General features: G+C 57.7%; 12 protein-coding genes. 6 read left to right on the plus strand and 6 right to left on the minus strand.

The window, feature by feature from the left end:
- Window positions 1–6: 6 nt before the first annotated feature.
- Entirely contained in the window at window positions 7–213 is a 207-nt protein-coding gene (locus RGAI101_RS04135) for a DUF6356 family protein (protein WP_008225606.1), read from the minus strand.
- A gap of 118 nt (window positions 214–331) precedes the next feature.
- Between RGAI101_RS04135 and RGAI101_RS04140 the strand changes: the two genes are divergently transcribed.
- From RGAI101_RS04140 to typA, 3 genes are all read left to right on the plus strand, one after another.
- Window positions 332–790, plus strand: a complete 459-nt coding sequence (locus RGAI101_RS04140; protein ID WP_008225116.1) for an Lrp/AsnC family transcriptional regulator — start codon at window positions 332–334, stop codon at window positions 788–790.
- Between the two features lie 16 nt (window positions 791–806).
- Window positions 807–1136, plus strand: a complete 330-nt coding sequence (locus RGAI101_RS04145; RefSeq protein ID WP_008226387.1) for a DMT family transporter — start codon at window positions 807–809, stop codon at window positions 1134–1136.
- Between the two features lie 128 nt (window positions 1137–1264).
- Entirely contained in the window at window positions 1265–3085 is a 1821-nt protein-coding gene (gene typA / locus RGAI101_RS04150) for a translational GTPase TypA (protein ID WP_008227158.1), read from the plus strand.
- Window positions 3086–3560: 475 nt separating this feature from the next.
- On the opposite strand, the gene RGAI101_RS04160 is transcribed toward typA, so the two are convergent.
- The 3 genes from RGAI101_RS04160 to recA all read right to left on the minus strand — a co-directional run bounded on the left by RGAI101_RS04160 (window position 3561) and on the right by recA (window position 7713).
- Window positions 3561–3848: a DUF1330 domain-containing protein gene (locus RGAI101_RS04160; RefSeq protein WP_008225871.1), complete on the minus strand. Its 288-nt coding sequence runs from the start codon at window positions 3846–3848 to the stop codon at window positions 3561–3563.
- Window positions 3849–3852: 4 nt separating this feature from the next.
- Complete coding sequence (alaS, locus tag RGAI101_RS04165; protein WP_008227482.1) at window positions 3853–6510, minus strand: alanine--tRNA ligase; 2658 nt, start codon at window positions 6508–6510, stop codon at window positions 3853–3855.
- A 132-nt stretch (window positions 6511–6642) separates the two neighbouring features.
- Window positions 6643–7713, minus strand: coding sequence for a recombinase RecA (gene recA, locus RGAI101_RS04170; protein ID WP_008226660.1), 1071 nt, complete (start codon window positions 7711–7713; stop codon window positions 6643–6645).
- Window positions 7714–7918: 205 nt separating this feature from the next.
- Here recA and RGAI101_RS04175 point away from each other — a divergent pair, with 205 nt between their 5' ends.
- Window positions 7919–8512, plus strand: a complete 594-nt coding sequence (locus tag RGAI101_RS04175; RefSeq protein ID WP_037227353.1) for a hypothetical protein — start codon at window positions 7919–7921, stop codon at window positions 8510–8512.
- Here the strand turns inward: RGAI101_RS04175 and RGAI101_RS04180 are convergent, their stop codons facing one another.
- The gene (locus tag RGAI101_RS04180) at window positions 8513–10741 is read right to left on the minus strand and encodes an ATP-binding protein (RefSeq protein WP_008227087.1); all 2229 of its coding nucleotides are present in this window, start codon (window positions 10739–10741) and stop codon (window positions 8513–8515) included. It lies immediately after the preceding gene.
- A gap of 170 nt (window positions 10742–10911) precedes the next feature.
- Window positions 10912–12072: an RsmB/NOP family class I SAM-dependent RNA methyltransferase gene (locus RGAI101_RS04185; protein WP_008229275.1), complete on the minus strand. Its 1161-nt coding sequence runs from the start codon at window positions 12070–12072 to the stop codon at window positions 10912–10914.
- A gap of 1252 nt (window positions 12073–13324) precedes the next feature.
- Here RGAI101_RS04185 and RGAI101_RS04190 point away from each other — a divergent pair.
- The gene (locus RGAI101_RS04190) at window positions 13325–14668 is read left to right on the plus strand and encodes an alginate export family protein (RefSeq protein WP_008228395.1); all 1344 of its coding nucleotides are present in this window, start codon (window positions 13325–13327) and stop codon (window positions 14666–14668) included.
- Window positions 14649–15989, plus strand: a complete 1341-nt coding sequence (locus tag RGAI101_RS04195; RefSeq protein WP_008225312.1) for a serine hydrolase domain-containing protein — start codon at window positions 14649–14651, stop codon at window positions 15987–15989. Before RGAI101_RS04190 ends, RGAI101_RS04195 begins: the two co-directional genes overlap by 20 nt.
- Window positions 15990–15991 lie beyond the last annotated feature (2 nt).

Raw genomic sequence — 15991 nt, forward strand, 5'->3', positions numbered from 1 at the left:
TTGCCTCTATTGCCCGCGATTGTGTGTTTTGGCGTAAAGTCTGGCGATGATTCCGCTGGCGGTCTTTTCAAACAGACACGGGATTACAGCGTGGACAAGCGCGGCACCGGCCGCGGCAAAAAGCAGCCCCGAGAATTTCAACGCAAACGCCATATGCTCTAGAAAGGTCTCGTTGACCTGTGCTGGATGGTCCAGAAAAACGCGAGAAATCATCGGTCTGCTCCTGTCTGATACTTCTCAGACACCCTAGCAAGAACAGACAGGATATATGTCCCAAAATTTCTGACCTTCGGGATTGATGTAGGATAAAATCAACGCCATTGTCCATTCCATGAGACAATATGACACCACAGACCGCCGTATTCTGGATGAATTGCAACGCGACGCCAGCCAGTCCATGGATCAGATCAGCGAACGCATCAACCTGTCGCGCAATGCCTGCTGGCGGCGCATCCGCGCCTTGGAGGAGGATGGTGTGATCACCGCCCGGGTGGCGCTGCTGGACCCGGACAAGCTGGGTCTGGGATTAACAGTGTTCATGCAGATCCGGACCAACGCCCACGAACCCGGCTGGCTTGAGACCTTTTCAAAGGCCACCAAATCCATGCCAGAAATCCAAGGTGTATACCGCATGACCGGCGATCTGGATTATTTGATCCGCGCACGGGTTGCGGATATGGCGGGATATGACCGCTTGTATCAATCGCTGATCCGCCGGGTGACGCTCGCGGATGTCTCGGCCAGTTTCGTGATGGAAGAGATCAAGGAAACCACCGCGCTGCCGCTGTGAAAAGGGAATTAAGTCAATGCATTACCTGTGGCTCTTCATTGCGATCATATCCGAGACGTTGGGCACAACCGCCCTGCAGGCCTCGCAACAGTTCACACGGCTGTGGCCATCGGTCGGGGTGGTGGTATTCTACCTGATCTCGTTCTACTTCATGGCGCTGGCGCTCAAGGTAATGCCGGTGGGAATCGTCTATGCGATCTGGTCCGGTTTGGGGATCGTGTGCATCGCCGGTATCGGCTATGTCATCTTCGGGCAAAAGCTGGACCTGCCTGCGCTGTTGGGTTTATTGATGATCATCGCGGGTATTTTGGTCATTCACCTGTTCTCGAACACCACAACCCACTGAAACCTGCGTGACACGGCGTCTTGCGTGGCTTTAGGGCTGGCTTTCTGTGCCGCGTCACGGTATGCGCGGCGCAAATGCTGCGGTGCAATAGCGCGCGGCCCTGTTTCCTATTCAAAGGCTATCTCCTCATGGACATGCGCAACATCGCAATCATCGCTCACGTTGACCACGGCAAAACCACGCTGGTCGACGAACTTCTGAAACAATCCGGCACCTACCGTGAAAACCAGGCGACCACCGAACGCGCCATGGACAGCAACGATCTGGAACGCGAACGCGGCATTACGATCTTTGCCAAACCCACGTCCGTGGAATGGAAGGGCCTGCGCATCAATATCGTAGACACCCCCGGCCACGCCGATTTCGGCGGCGAAGTTGAACGTATCCTGTCGATGGTTGATGGTGTGGTTCTGCTGGTCGATGCGGCCGAAGGCCCGATGCCACAGACGAAATTCGTGACCTCAAAGGCGCTTGCCCTTGGCCTCAAGCCCATCGTGGTGCTGAACAAGGTTGACAAGGGCGACGCCGAACCGGATCGCGCGTTGGACGAATGCTTCGACCTGTTCGCCAGCCTTGGTGCAAGCGACGAACAACTTGATTTCCCGCACATGTACGCTTCGGGCCGGAATGGCTGGGCAGATATGGAGCTTGACGGTCCGCGCAAGGACCTCTCTGCCCTGTTCGACCTGATCGTAGAACATGTTCAGGCCCCAAAGCAGCTCAAGGACATCGACAAGCCGTTTACCATGCTGGCAACCACATTGGGCGCTGACGCGTTCATCGGTCGTATGCTGACGGGCCGCGTCGAAACCGGCCAGTTAAAAACAGGCGAGCAAGTCAAGGCATTGTCCCGTGACGGCACGCTGATCGAAAATTTCCGCGTCACCAAAATCATGGCGTTCCGCGGCCTGAGCCAGCAGCCGATCGAAGTCGCCGAAGCAGGCGATATCGTATCCATCGCCGGGATGAGCAAAGCCACCGTGGCCGATAGTATCGTCGCCCCGTCGGTGAACACCGCCCTGCCCGCGCAGCCGATCGATCCGCCCACGATCACCATCACCTTCGGCATCAACGACAGCCCGCTTGCAGGCCGTGACGGCAAGAAAGTTCAGTCACGCGTCATCCGTGACCGTTTGATGAAAGAAGCCGAATCGAACGTGGCGATCAAGATTTCCGACACGCCCGGCGGCGAAGCGTTTGAGGTTGCAGGTCGTGGCGAACTTCAGATGGGCGTTTTGATCGAAAACATGCGCCGCGAAGGCTTTGAGTTGTCGGTGTCCCGTCCTCAGGTTCTGTTCCGCGAAGGTGAGAACGGCGAGCGTCTTGAGCCCGTCGAAGAAGTCACAATCGACGTGGATGATGAATATTCCGGCGCCGTGATCGAGAAGATCACCGGCCCCCGCAAAGGCGAACTGGCCGAGATGAAGCCAGCCGGTGCCGGCAAGACCCGCATTATCGCGCTGGTCCCGTCGCGCGGCCTGATCGGGTATCACGGCGAGTTCCTGACCGACACCCGCGGCACGGGCGTCTTGAACCGCGTATTCCACAGCTGGGCACCGCATAAGGGCGCAATCCCCGGTCGTCGTGCCGGCGTTTTGATTTCGATGGAAAACGGCACGTCAGTTTCCTATGCGCTCTGGAAACTGGAAGACCGCGGCAAGTTCTTTATCGGCGCACAGGAAGCCGTTTATCAGGGCATGATTATCGGGGAACACAGCCGTGAAAATGACCTTGAAGTGAACCCGTTGAAGGGCAAGCAGCTGACCAACGTGCGTGCTTCCGGTACGGACGAAGCCGTGCGCCTGACGACACCGGTGACGCTGACATTGGAGCAGGCAATCGCCTATATCGACGATGATGAACTGGTAGAAGTCACGCCAAACGCGATTCGTCTGCGTAAACGCTATCTGGACCCGCACGAGCGTAAGCGGATGGCAAAGTCCGCCTAAGCGACTGTCGGACTGGGGCTAGCCCCAGACCCCAGGATTTTAGACCATTTGGAATTGGGGGGCTTTGGGCCTCCCTTTTTCGTTGGGGCTGGCCGCAGGTGAGTTTGAAGGATTTATCGGAGCCAAGATGATGGCGACGGTCGCATTTTTCGGCACAGGCGGGACATGGTCAGTGTCTTTTCGGGTGACGCGAATACATCCCGCGATATTCCCGTTACCGGAGCGGCGATCAGAAACGTGGCTATGGCCGGTCGATGTTTTCTGAGCCTTGGCGTTGATCAGCGCAAAGGCTTGGGTAGTACCCGTCGAAAAGGTCAGAAGTATGATCAGATTTGGCTGCGCTACCGCGCCAATCAGGCCGCAGATAAGTTTATGCCTTGGCCCATGTTAAGAACGGGCCAAGGCATGGCTAAAGACTAATTATTTAGCTTGAGATGGCGGATAAGGCCGCGCCATCCATACCGAACAGTCTGCCTTATTCGTCGATCTCGATAACCATCAGCTCACGCTCGGAGGCACCCTTGGCGTGGGCAAGAGCCTCTTGGTATGCGTCAGAGTTATAGCAGGCGACGGCCTCCTCCAGGGATGGGAAGCGGGCGACGACATTGCGGGGGCGTTCTTTGCCCTCGAGCTGCACGAAGCGCGCCCCGCGGGCGAGGAACTTGCCGCCGTGATCCGCAATCGCGGGGCCGGCAAGTTTGGCGTATTTACCATAGGCATCGTCGTCGGTGACGGTGACGTGGGCGATCCAGAGTGCTGGCATGGGATTATCCTTTCAAGATGGATTCGGCGGCCGCGATGGCCGCATCTGCATTTGCGACGTCCTTGGCCCCGCCTTGGGCCATGTCAGGACGGCCACCGCCACCCTTGCCACCCAATTCAGCCACAGCCGCTTTGGCGATGTCGACCGCCGAAACCTGCGACGTCAGATCGGCGGTCACGCCTGCGGCAACCGCCGCCTTGCCGTCGGCATCCGCGATCAAAAGCACGACACCGCTACCAAGCTTGGCCTTGTATTCATCGACCAAGGCAGGCAGGTCCTTGCCCGTGACGCCCGATAGAACTTGTGCCATGAATTTCATGCCGTTCACATCGCGTGCTTCGGGGGCGGCAGCGCCACCACCGGACATAGCCAGTTCGCGGCGCAATTGCGCAACTTCGTTTGCCAGGGCACGGCGTTCGTCCAGCAGCGCGCGGACGCGGTCAGGCACATCGGCGGTCGAGGTTTTCAGCTCTGCTGCGACACGCGACAGGGCGGTTTCCTGGGCGCGCAGCCATGACAGCGCTTCGGTACCGGTCAGAGCCTCGATCCGGCGCACACCGGAACTGCTTGAACTGTCGCCCAGCAGGACGAAGGCACCGATGTCCCCCGTCTGGCGCACATGGGTACCGCCGCAAAGTTCGAGCGAATAGGTGGATTTATCCGCGCCCTTGCCGGATCCGGGCTGACGCCCCATTGACACGACACGCACTTCGTCACCATATTTTTCGCCAAACAAGGCCTGAGCCCCCAAGCCACGAGCGTCATCCGGGGTCATGATGCGTGTCTCGACCGGCGCATTCTGCCGGATGTAGGTGTTTACCTCTTGTTCAACCTGGGCCAGTTCCTCAGCGCTCATCGGGCTGTTGTGGCTGTAGTCAAAGCGCAGACGGTCGGCTGCATTCAGCGACCCGCGCTGTGCCACGTGATCGCCAAGCGCATTGCGCAACGCTTCGTGCAGCAAGTGCGTTGCCGAATGGTTGGCACGGATGGAGGTGCGGCGGGCGTGATCAACGTCGAGCACGGCGGCCTGGCCAGTGGTGATGGTGCCCTCGGTCACATCGCCGAAGTGAATGAACACACCAGCGGTCTTGCGGGTGTCGGTGACGGTCACGCTGCCGGTTTCAGTCTTGATCAGGCCGGTGTCGCCCACCTGCCCGCCGCTTTCCGCATAAAATGGCGTCTGGTTCAGCGCGATCTGAACCTTGTCACCTGTCTTGGCAGCATCGACCTGAGCGCCATCCTGGATCAGTGCCACGATCTGGCCTTCGGCCGTTTCGGTATCATAGCCAAGAAAATCTGTCGTGCCGGCGTTTTCAGCAACATCGAACCAGACTGTCGCATCCGCCGCCTCGCCCGAGCCGGACCATGCGGCACGCGCCAATGCCTTCTGTTTTTCCATCGCGGCACTGAAGCCTTCGAGGTCCACGCTCCGATCCTGTTCCCGCAATGCATCTTGGGTCAGATCGACAGGAAAACCGTAGGTGTCATACAGCTTGAACGCCGCTTCACCAGAAAGGTTGGCACCTTCGGGAAGGCCCTTCAGTTCGTCGTCCAGCAGTTTAAGGCCGCGGTCTAGGGTCTTTTTGAAACGGGTTTCTTCCAAAAGAAGGGTTTCGGTGATCAGCGACTGGGCCTGCCCAAGCTCCGGGTAGGCCCCGCCCATCTGGCGCACCAGTTCGGGTACCAATCGGTGCATCAGCGGGTCCTGAATTCCCAACAGATGCGCATGGCGCATGGCGCGGCGCATGATCCGGCGCAGCACATATCCACGCCCGTCATTGGACGGCATCACCCCGTCGGCAATCAGAAACGACGTCGACCGCAGGTGATCCGCGATCACGCGGTGATGGGTCTTGCCAGGTCCGTCAGGGTCGGTGTTGGACGCATTCGCGCTGGCCAGGATCAGATTGCGCATCAGATCGGTTGCATAGTTGTCGTTGGTGCCTTGCAGCAATGCGGCAACCCGTTCGATCCCCATACCGGTATCAATCGACTGGTTTGGCAACGGCTTGCGCGTGCCGTCGGGGAATTGTTCGTATTGCATGAAAACGAGATTCCAGATTTCGACGAAACGGTCGCCATCTTCTTCGGGAGAGCCCGGAGGCCCGCCCCAGATGTGGTCACCGTGGTCGTAGAAGATCTCGGAACAGGGGCCGCACGGGCCCGTGGGTCCCATCATCCAGAAATTGTCATCGGTCGCGATCCGGATGATGCGCTCATCCGGCAGGCCCGCGACTTTTTTCCAGATATCTGCGGCCTCATCGTCTGTGTGATAGACGGTGACGTAGAGGCGCTTGGGGTCGATGCCGAATTCCTTGGTGATCAGTTCCCAGGAAAAGGCAATTGCCTCGGCCTTGAAATAATCACCAAAGCTGAAATTCCCCAGCATCTCAAAGAAGGTATGATGCCGCGCCGTATAGCCGACATTGTCGAGGTCATTGTGCTTGCCGCCCGCGCGCACACATTTTTGCGCAGTTGTGGCACGTTTGTAATCACGCGTCTCGACACCGGTGAACAGGTTTTTGAACTGCACCATGCCCGAGTTTGCAAACATCAGCGTCGGGTCATTTCGCGGGACCAGCGGGCTGGAGGGCTGGACGGAATGGCCGTGCCGTTCAAAGTATCCCAAAAAGGTTGAGCGGATATCGTTTAGCGTCTTCATATGCGGGGCCTTTCGAGGGGCAAATGGGTTGCATATCAAATAGCTGTGCAGATGCGCACTGTCCACAGGGGGGCCGCATGAAAAAGGGCGCGCCGAAGTGGCACGCCCTTTGAAAATGTCCCGGCTTTGGGATCAAGCTTCGAGAATATCGATATCGTCTTTCTCTGAGCCGTCGAAATCCAGACCGTGGGCGGCGCGAATCTTGTCCTCGATCTCCATCGCCATGGCTTCGTTTTCTCTCAGAAAGGTCTTGGCGTTCTCGCGCCCCTGCCCGATCCGTTCGTCGCCATAGCTGAACCACGACCCCGACTTGTCGACCACGCCTGCCTTGACACCCAAGTCCAGCAGTTCGCCCATTTTCGAGATGCCTTCGCCATACATGATGTCGAATTCGACCTGTTTGAAAGGGGCCGCGACCTTGTTCTTCACGATCTTGACGCGGGTTGCGTTGCCGACGACCTCGTCCCGGTCTTTCAGCGCGCCGATACGGCGGATATCCAGACGCACGGAGGAATAGAATTTCAACGCGTTACCGCCGGACGTGGTTTCGGGTGACCCGAACATGACGCCGATCTTCATCCGGATCTGGTTGATGAAAATGACCATGCAATTCGAACGGCTGATCGATCCGGTCAGCTTGCGCATCGCCTGCGACATCAGTCGCGCCTGAACGCCGACCGAACTGTCGCCCATATCGCCTTCAAGTTCGGACTTGGGTGTCAATGCCGCCACGGAATCGACCACGACCATGTTCACCGCGCCGGAGCGCACCAGCGTATCCACGATCTCGAGCGCCTGTTCACCGGTATCGGGCTGCGAGATCAGCAATTCGTCGATGTCGACGCCCAATTTCCTTGCGTATTGCGGGTCAAGCGCGTGTTCCGCATCGACAAAGGCGCAAACGCCCCCCGCCTTCTGCTGCTCTGCCACGCAATGCAGTGTCAGCGTGGTCTTGCCCGAGCTTTCGGGGCCATAAATCTCGATGATCCGGCCCATCGGCAAACCACCGATGCCCAATGCGATATCGAGCCCGAGCGACCCCGTCGAGCTTGACTTGATGTCCTGAATGGCACCAGGGGCACCAAGTTTCATGATCGACCCCTTGCCGAACTGGCGTTCAATCTGTGCCAGCGCGCTGTCGAGGGCTTTTTGCTTTTCAGCTTGTTTCTTGTTGTCCATTGTCAAAAGATCTGCCGTTGCCATGATAGGTTATCCCCTTAGTGTCACAGTGGCCCGCAAGCTGCAATCGCCGCCAGCGCCACACGCATTTGTTCTTCTTACGTTCTATATGAGACCAAAAGAAGAACATTTCAATCGATTTGTTTATGGTTCCATCTTTTAGCCTAAGTGATTAAAAAGTGGTGTACGGCTTCAAGGTTTGTCGCGTCGAGAAAAGGGGTTCGTGTAAATGCTTGTTTTCTTTAAGGAACGTTTGGCGTTTCTGTCCGTTCCCAAGACCGGAACGACAGCCTATGAAACGGCCCTCGCCCCGCGTGCAGACATGGTGATCTCAGAGCCGCCAATGCTGAAGCATGCGCCGGTCTATCGCTACAACCGGTTCGTGCGGCCCATGTTTCTGAAGGTATGCGACGCAGAGCTTGAATTGATGGCGGTGATGCGAGAGCCGATCAGCTGGCTGGGCAGTTGGTACCGGTATCGCCGCCGGCCTTTCATGCAGGGCAAGCCGAATGCGACCTTTGATGTGACCTTTGACGAGTTCATATTGGCTTATATGAAAGGGAAAAAGCCTGGATTTGCCGATGTCGGCAGCCAGTTGAACTTTATGGCAGCGCAACCCAATGGGACCGGCATCACCCATTATTTTCGCTACGAAGACCAACCAAGGCTTCAGGCATTCCTGCAAGACAGGCTGGGCGTCACATTGGATCTGAAGCGCGAAAACGAGTCGCCCAAGATGGAATTGTCATTATCTGCGGACGTCGAAGACCGCTTTCGCCGGAAGTTCGCCGAGGAATTCGCGCTTTACGATTCGATTCCCTGATCAACGCATTTGCCGGTGAACCGTATTGGTCAGGTCCGTCAAAGAAAACGGCTTTGGCAGGAAGACCGAATTCGGGATCGCCATCTGGGCGGCTTCGAAACTATCCTCGGCATAGCCTGATACGAACACCACCGGGACACCGGGTCGACATTTAAGCGCCTCGCGGACCCAGCTTGGGCCGTCCATGCCGGGCATGATCACATCCGTGACGAAGACGTCGATGTTCAGTGTCTCGTCTTCAAGGGTCTTCAGCGCCACTTCGGCTGAATCCGCCTCAAGCACAGTATAACCTCGCATCCGCAAGGCCCGGCTGGCAAAGGCGCGCACCGGGGCCTCGTCTTCGACCAGCAGCACGATGCCGTCATCATGTTTCGTCGTCACCGCCAAGGGCGCGGGAATGGCTTGCTTCTCGGTCACAACGGTTTGTGCCATCACCGGGAAATACAGCGTGAAGACAGTCCCGACCCCTACTGTGCTATCGACGAAAATGAAGCCGCCTGATTGCTTGATGATGCCATAGGCCGTCGAAAGGCCCAGCCCTGTGCCCTCGCCTGTGCGCTTGGTTGTGAAAAAAGGTTCGAACACCTTTTGCAGCTTGTCTGCAGAAATCCCGTGCCCTTCATCGGCGACTTGCACCGTGACGTATTTCCCCGGAGGAACCGTCACGCGGTCTCGGGTCAACCCTTCGGTCAAGTCGACTGTTTCGGTGCAAATCCGAATTTCGCCCCCCGACGGCATTGCGTCGCGTGCATTCACAACCAGGTTCATCAACACCTGTTCAAGCTGCCGTTTGTCCGCGCGAATGGGATTCAAGATCGGGTCATGGCTCAGGGTCAACGTGACTTTCTCGCCGACAAGCCGGTTCAGCAAGTGCGTCAGATCAGCAAGCGTATCACGCATGTTCAGGGTTTCGGGGCGCAAGGTCTGTTTGCGCGAAAACGCCAGCAATTGCCCGACCAAGGCAGCGGCCCTGTTGGCATTCTGGTTGATCTGCACCAAATCGCTAAAGTCCGGATCGCCCTGATCGTGCCGCAATAACAACAGGTCGCAATGTCCTGAAATCGCAGTCAAAAGATTATTGAAATCATGCGCAACACCCCCTGCAAGCTGCCCGATGGCCTGCATCTTCTGGCTCTGCACAAATTGGGCCTCAAGCGTCTTCAGCTCTGTCGCGTCATTCAGGACCGCAACCAGTGCTGGCGCGCCTTGCTCTGTGACAAGGTTTAAAGTGACCTGCACGAAGACCTCGCGATCATCCCGCTTGAGCCGCAAGAACTCTGATTTCTGCACCAGACGCCCCTCCAGTGTCTCAGCCAGCCAATCGTTGATCGACCGCCCCAGACCCTCCATCAGGTCGGTCAGGTGGCCTTCGGATGTCAGCGACGCACCAATCAATTTGGACGCCATTGTATTGTAAGAAAGAATAGTCCCGTCAGGTGCAACCTTGATCAGCGGGATCGGCAGCTGTTGAAACGCTTGCCAACCCAGATCAGCCGAATGCCCCGGATGGCCCGGCAGCAAATAAAGTGCTCGCCGCCCTGCACCGGCGGGGACATCGGCCACCATCATCACTTCGGACCCATGGGTGGTCACAACCTCGGCCAAGGTGCCATGCGCCACGGGCAGTTTCTTGAACAGCCGGTCCAACGTCTTGACCCGCGCGCCCACCAGACCGCGTGCGGCGTCGTTCATGAACAGCACCGCACCGGAACGCCCCACCATCAACATCGGCAAAAGCTGCTCGTTCGCGAAGCGTTTCTGCTGTGTCTTCTCCTGAATTGTCTCAAGCCGCCAAAGAAAGCCGGCAGGTACCCGATGCGCGGACAGCCGCATCTGACCGTCCTTGGTCACGATATCTTCCCTGGCGGAGCCGGTTTGCGTGGCGCGGGTTTGCAACCGAAAGACAATTGCGGCGGGATTGGCGAACTGGCTCGACAGCAGCGCCGTCACGGTCTGCGCCCCATGGTCCTGAAACATGGCCGAAGCCGCCATATTCTGCGCTGTCAGAACGCCGTTTTCAGTGGCGAACATGCTTGGGCTGGCGTCATTTGCGATAAAATCAACCACCACGGCCTGGGCATTGCGGGATCTTCGATTCCGTATTCCGACCGAAACCAGCTTGCAAAGCGCCACAAACGCGGTGGCCCCGGCGATCGAGATCAGCAAGACCGCCAGAAACTGCGTCGGCGCGAAATAAGCTGTCCCACTTGCAAGTACCGAAAAAGACATAAGCAAAAACAGTCGCTTACGCTCAGACCTATCTGAAAATCCAAGTTGAACTGACAAAAGTGTCCCCATCCGTAATGAACCACAGGATCATCTACGCGCAGGAAGGTTAACCAGCTATTAATCTTAGACCAATCACCAAGCAAACACGCTTAGCGAATTGATACATGTATTTATACACGCATCAAGTGTGTTGTGTAAAATCCATCACCGTGTTCATCGACGTCAAACCGTTGCTCAAAGGTGCTTTTCCAGTCCGGATGGCGGGTCAGAAACGCTTTGATCCGGTCTTCGTTCTCAAACTTCAGGACCGAACAGGTTGCATAGACAAGGCACCCGTTTTCTGTGGTCAATTCGGCTGCCGCATCCAGAATGCTATCCTGAATATGCGTCAATTCCTCCAGCCGTGCCGCAGTCAGGGTCCATTTGCCTTCCGCCGACCGCCGCCAGGCACCGCTGCCCGAACACGGGGCGTCGCACAGAACGACGTCAAACGGGGCCTTCGCCGGCAGATCTTCGGTTTCAATCTGGGGGATGACGCAGCCCGCACGCGCGGCGCGGGCGGGCAGATCGCTCATCCGGCGCGGGTCAATATCATGGGCAAAGACTTCGGTACCGGGGTACATCGCGATGCCCAACGCCTTGCCACCACCGCCCGCACAATAGTCCAGCACACGGCCTGCTTTGGGCATGGCTGCAACGATCGCTTGGCTGGACGCGTCCTGAAGTTCAACTTTGCCCTCCAAGTATAGGGGAGAATTGCGAATTTTACGTTCGCCTTCGACCACCGTCAGGGCTGAGGGTGCGCGCGGATTGGCCCGTGTATCGATCCCCAGATCAGACAGCTGCGCCGAAACAGAGCCCGGATTGCTTTGGGCCAGATTGACCCGCAGCGTGATCGGCGCACGCGATTGCAGCGCGAAGGCCACGGCTTCGGCCTGATCGCCAAGCGATTCATTGAAATCGGGAATGATCCAATCCGGCAAATTCCACAGTGTCGCAGTATCGGTTGGCGCGTCCGGAACGGTCTGCTCGGCGTCGGCAAGCGGCTGCGGTGCGTGCCCTTCACCCGTAAAAAGCGTTTCAAGATCAGCACCTTGCGCACGCAACAGGCCGATCATCAGCGCCCTGCCGGTTTCGCCACCGCCGAAATACGCAGCAGTGCGGCGCTGGCGCAGCACGTCAAAGACGTAATCGCGCACGGCAGCGCGGTCCTTTGAACCGGCAAACCGACTGCTGCGCGCCCAGCGGGTCATCGCCTGCTCGGCTGGCAGCCCTTCGGCCATGGCGTTCAGAATCTCGATGGCGGCCGATACGCGTGCGCCGGGGGTCATGTGTTTCTCACCAGAATTATGCCTTTCAAAGCAGCAGTGTAACCGACTTCTCGCCCTATCCCGTAGTTCGGACTTTTGCGGGTGAAATGGACGTCACGCATGTGCGTCACCTTTGCCTGATACGTCCCTATATTTATAGTCATATCTCACCCCGTCGCATCAGTTCGGGCCAGTCGAACCGCATTGGACCTCAGGTCTACACCCGTAAACGGCTGAATAGAAGGCCACTGTTCGCGTCCCGGAACATCTGCAACGTCACGCACCGGCTTCAATGTCGTCCTCTTATATAGATCTGTCGTCGGACTCCCAGCCTGGAATAGCTGGTGCATTATACTGGCTGAAGTATCGAAGTGCCCAATGACCGCAGAAATAACGGCGTCACTTGCGCGTTCCTCCGGCCCATCGGCAAATCTGCGACGGATCGAATGCCAGCTTGGACCTACCTCACCTGTTTTCAGGTCCTTATCGATACCGATTTCTTGACCAGGCTCTGTATCAGCGGCACCCTGTGTCGATATCCGACTGCAAGCGCCCGATCTGAAGATTGAACAAGATCGTCACCGCCCTGTGCATCAGTCGGACGCAGGCGTGGCTTGCAGTCTTTAGTCAGCACATTCAACTTTGACTTCGCATTGCCCGGCCGAATGCGCCCTTGCACCCGCGCGCGGAAAGCGGAACCCATACGAGACATTCTGACATCCCACATGTGCACCTTTGATAGAGTTTCCTTCTGTTGCCGAACAGACGGAAACGCTCCGGCGCAAGGCGTTTACTCGCCTTGCTCGAAACCCAGCCATACGTCACTAAACGTTGGATTTTTGCCGCTGTCGGGAGAGATCACGTCCGCACAGTCGGCAAGAGCGCGAATTCCCGTTATCGCGACACTACGACTGAACGGTTTCCGGACACCTCTAAGTATACAATGTCATACGGCGCGCCTTTGTGAATGCACCTTGTTTCGTACCTCGTGCCGGCATGAAAGCATACGCCTGAAACTCCGCGCGTTTGAGGCGACGATATTGTTGAGATTCAATCAAATCTGGCTAAAGTCTTATTTGAAGCAATTATTACACGAAGGGCCGTACATCTTGATCATGCGTTCATTGCGCGTGGGAATCGTTCAGAAAATAACCGAGAGGAAGAACACCGCATGCGGACCGCCCCAGGAAAGCGAGTTGCAAGAAATGCTTCTGTCTTCATTCTTCTCATTGCTTTGGGATGGCACCCGGCCCATGCGCAAGATCAAGATCCGATGCTCTTTCACGACGAGAATGGCCTCAAGATACGCGGGCATCTTCAGTTTGGCCTGAACGCAGTCACCGAGGATAATCTGTTCTGGGATCTTGCCGCGACAACCGCGCCGGCAGGCGGGTTCGATCCGGATACGGCGTGGCTGGAAGGCTACATCAAACCCGGCATCAGCTTTGAATACCAGCTTGATGCAGGCGCGGTGTTCTATGGCAAGCTTTCTGCCGTGGCATCCTACACATGGGGAAAAGACGCCTTTGATACCGGCGACACAGGGACCCTGACGCTCGAGGAAGCCTATCTCGCGATGCGGGGCGATCTTGGCAGCGGGCTATCTTATGATCTGTCGCTGGGGCCACGCGAATTGACGCTCGGCACCGGGATGCTGATCGCCAACGGTGCCACCAGCGGGTTCGAGCGCGGGGCGTTGAAATTAGGGCCGCGCAAGGCGTGGGAACGGGCCGCCATCGGCCGATTATCGTCTGCAAACGTCACCGGAACGGCCTTTTACCTCGATCCGAATGAATTGCCGTCCACCGATGGGCAGAACGCACTGGCGGGCTTTGATCTGCGCTACGATGCCCCTCAGGGTGGCTATCTGGGCGCAACTTATGTCGATGTCGTCAGCTCCAACTCGCCCTACCCGCAAGCCGCGCCGGGTGGGGTCGGACCGCCTGCCGTAACACCTGGCGCACGGCAGGATACCAGGACGATGAACCTATATGCCAGCACCAACCTTTTCGCGGAAGCGTTGGAGAATTGGGTGTTCACCGGCGATTTCGCGTACCAATGGAATGATCGCATCGATATGAAAGCGAGGGCTGGACGTGTGACCGCTGGCTACACCTTTGCCCATCTGCCATCGACGCCGAAACTGACCTTCGGCTATCAAACATTTTCAGGTGATGACCCGAACACGACGACCCTCGAACGGTTCGATCCGCTTTACTACCAAGGCAGCCCAAGCGCCTGGGCGACGGGGTCGAAATCCGCCTCGACCTTCATCAATTCAAACGTGAACGCACTGACGCTGGCTTTGCGGTTGCAGCCGACACGGCAGGACACATGGACACTGCGCTATGCGCATATACGGGCGAATGAACTAAATAGCCCGGTCCAATTCGGTCAGGCGACGCGCGTCGATGTGAACGGAAACGTGGTTTCCGGGGTCACCAATGCGCATCTCGCGGATGACCTGTTCCTCGAATACAGCCGAATTATCAATCGCAACACGTTCCTGACAGCCGGTGTGTCGGTTTCCTTTCCCGGAAAGGCCATCGACAACGTAATCGGCAGGAGCGCAGCCCCATGGACAGGAGGTTTTGTCAATGTTGTCTTCAACTTCTAATCTGATCGCTCTGGTGATCTCGGTGACCGTCGCACTGGGCTCAACGTCCGGCGCGTCTGCGCAATCCGCGCCGCTGTCGGCGCAGGACTCTGATCCGAACCTGATGGGATGGATGCAAGGTTTCCCGCCTTCCGAAGACAAGTTGATCACGCAGCCTGACGCGAACTATTTCAGCTTTCCCAAATTGCGCTGGTCAGTGTGCCATTTGCGCGAATTCCTACCCACCGAGGAGATCAGCCGCGGCCTAGGCGGACCGGCACCACTTGCCTACCCCTCGCCTCCGGTCTTTGCCCAGCTGGCCCGGGACATCGACGCGATCAGCTTCACGCCGATCGGTTCGGACCAGGAGATGACTTGGGAACAGAGCCTTTATGCAAACTACACCGACGGATTGTTGATCCTGCATGAGGGCAAAGTCGTTTACGAGCGCTACTTCGGCTGTCTCGAGGAAGACGGCAAGCACGCGATCATGTCCATGACGAAATCGATCACAGGCCTGCTGGGAGAAATCCTCGTGGCTGAAGGCGTTCTGGACGACAAGCTGTTGGTACGGGATGTGATCCCCGAGATCGGCGACAGTGCCTTTGCCACCGCGACGGTACGGGAGGTCATGGATATGACCACAGGCGTCCAGTATTCCGAGAACTACGCGGACCCGAACGCCGACATCTGGGTTTACTCCGCCGCCGCAAGCCCGCTTCCCAAGCCCGAGGGCTATGAGGGCCCCAACGGGTATTGGGAATATCTCCAGCAGGTGAAGCCCGAGGGCGAGCACGGGGCTGAGTTCCACTACAAGACGATCAATTCGGACATGCTGGGTTGGATCATAAGCCGCGTGACGGGAAAGGCCGTGACCGACCTCGCGTCCGACCGCCTCTGGGGCCGCATGGGGGCCGAGCAGGATGCCTACCAGACCGTGGACGGTAAAGGCGTGCCCTTCGCCGGAGGGGGTGTCACCGCAGGGCTGCGCGATCTGGGGCGGCTGGGACAACTGATGCTGAACAAGGGCGAGTTGAACGGCCAGCGCCTGTTCCCTGCCGAGGTGGTCGAGAAAATTGCCGCAGGCGGCGACCAGTCCAAGTTCGACGGCTTTCCAACAATCCCCAACGGAAGTTACACCAGCCAATGGTGGGTCTTTCACAATGATCACGGTGCCTATGCCGCACGCGGCGTTCACGGGCAGACGATCTATGTCGATCCCACGGCCAAGATGGTGCTGGTGCGGTTGGCGTCCTATCCGCGCGCTCAAAACGGCTTCATCGACCCGACTTCGCTCCCTGCCTATCAGGCCGTGGCGGAGTTCCTGATTGCGAAGGAATGAGG

The sequence above is a fragment of the Roseobacter sp. GAI101 genome (genome assembly GCF_000156335.1).
In the GTDB taxonomy this organism is placed as follows: Bacteria; Pseudomonadota; Alphaproteobacteria; order Rhodobacterales; family Rhodobacteraceae; genus Sulfitobacter.

Bases quoted from the DNA above. Each gene is read 5' to 3' on its own strand.
- RGAI101_RS04135 (WP_008225606.1), bottom strand. From the start codon at position 213: ATGATTTCTCGCGTTTTTCTGGACCATCCAGCACAGGTCAACGAGACC.
- RGAI101_RS04140 (WP_008225116.1), top strand. From the start codon at position 332: ATGAGACAATATGACACCACAGACCGCCGTATTCTGGATGAATTGCAA.
- RGAI101_RS04145 (WP_008226387.1), top strand. From the start codon at position 807: ATGCATTACCTGTGGCTCTTCATTGCGATCATATCCGAGACGTTGGGC.
- typA (WP_008227158.1), top strand. From the start codon at position 1,265: ATGGACATGCGCAACATCGCAATCATCGCTCACGTTGACCACGGCAAA.
- RGAI101_RS04160 (WP_008225871.1), bottom strand. From the start codon at position 3,848: ATGCCAGCACTCTGGATCGCCCACGTCACCGTCACCGACGACGATGCC.
- alaS (WP_008227482.1), bottom strand. From the start codon at position 6,510: ATGAAGACGCTAAACGATATCCGCTCAACCTTTTTGGGATACTTTGAA.
- recA (WP_008226660.1), bottom strand. From the start codon at position 7,713: ATGGCAACGGCAGATCTTTTGACAATGGACAACAAGAAACAAGCTGAA.
- RGAI101_RS04175 (WP_037227353.1), top strand. From the start codon at position 7,919: ATGCTTGTTTTCTTTAAGGAACGTTTGGCGTTTCTGTCCGTTCCCAAG.
- RGAI101_RS04180 (WP_008227087.1), bottom strand. From the start codon at position 10,741: ATGTCTTTTTCGGTACTTGCAAGTGGGACAGCTTATTTCGCGCCGACG.
- RGAI101_RS04185 (WP_008229275.1), bottom strand. From the start codon at position 12,072: ATGACCCCCGGCGCACGCGTATCGGCCGCCATCGAGATTCTGAACGCC.
- RGAI101_RS04190 (WP_008228395.1), top strand. From the start codon at position 13,325: ATGCTCTTTCACGACGAGAATGGCCTCAAGATACGCGGGCATCTTCAG.
- RGAI101_RS04195 (WP_008225312.1), top strand. From the start codon at position 14,649: ATGTTGTCTTCAACTTCTAATCTGATCGCTCTGGTGATCTCGGTGACC.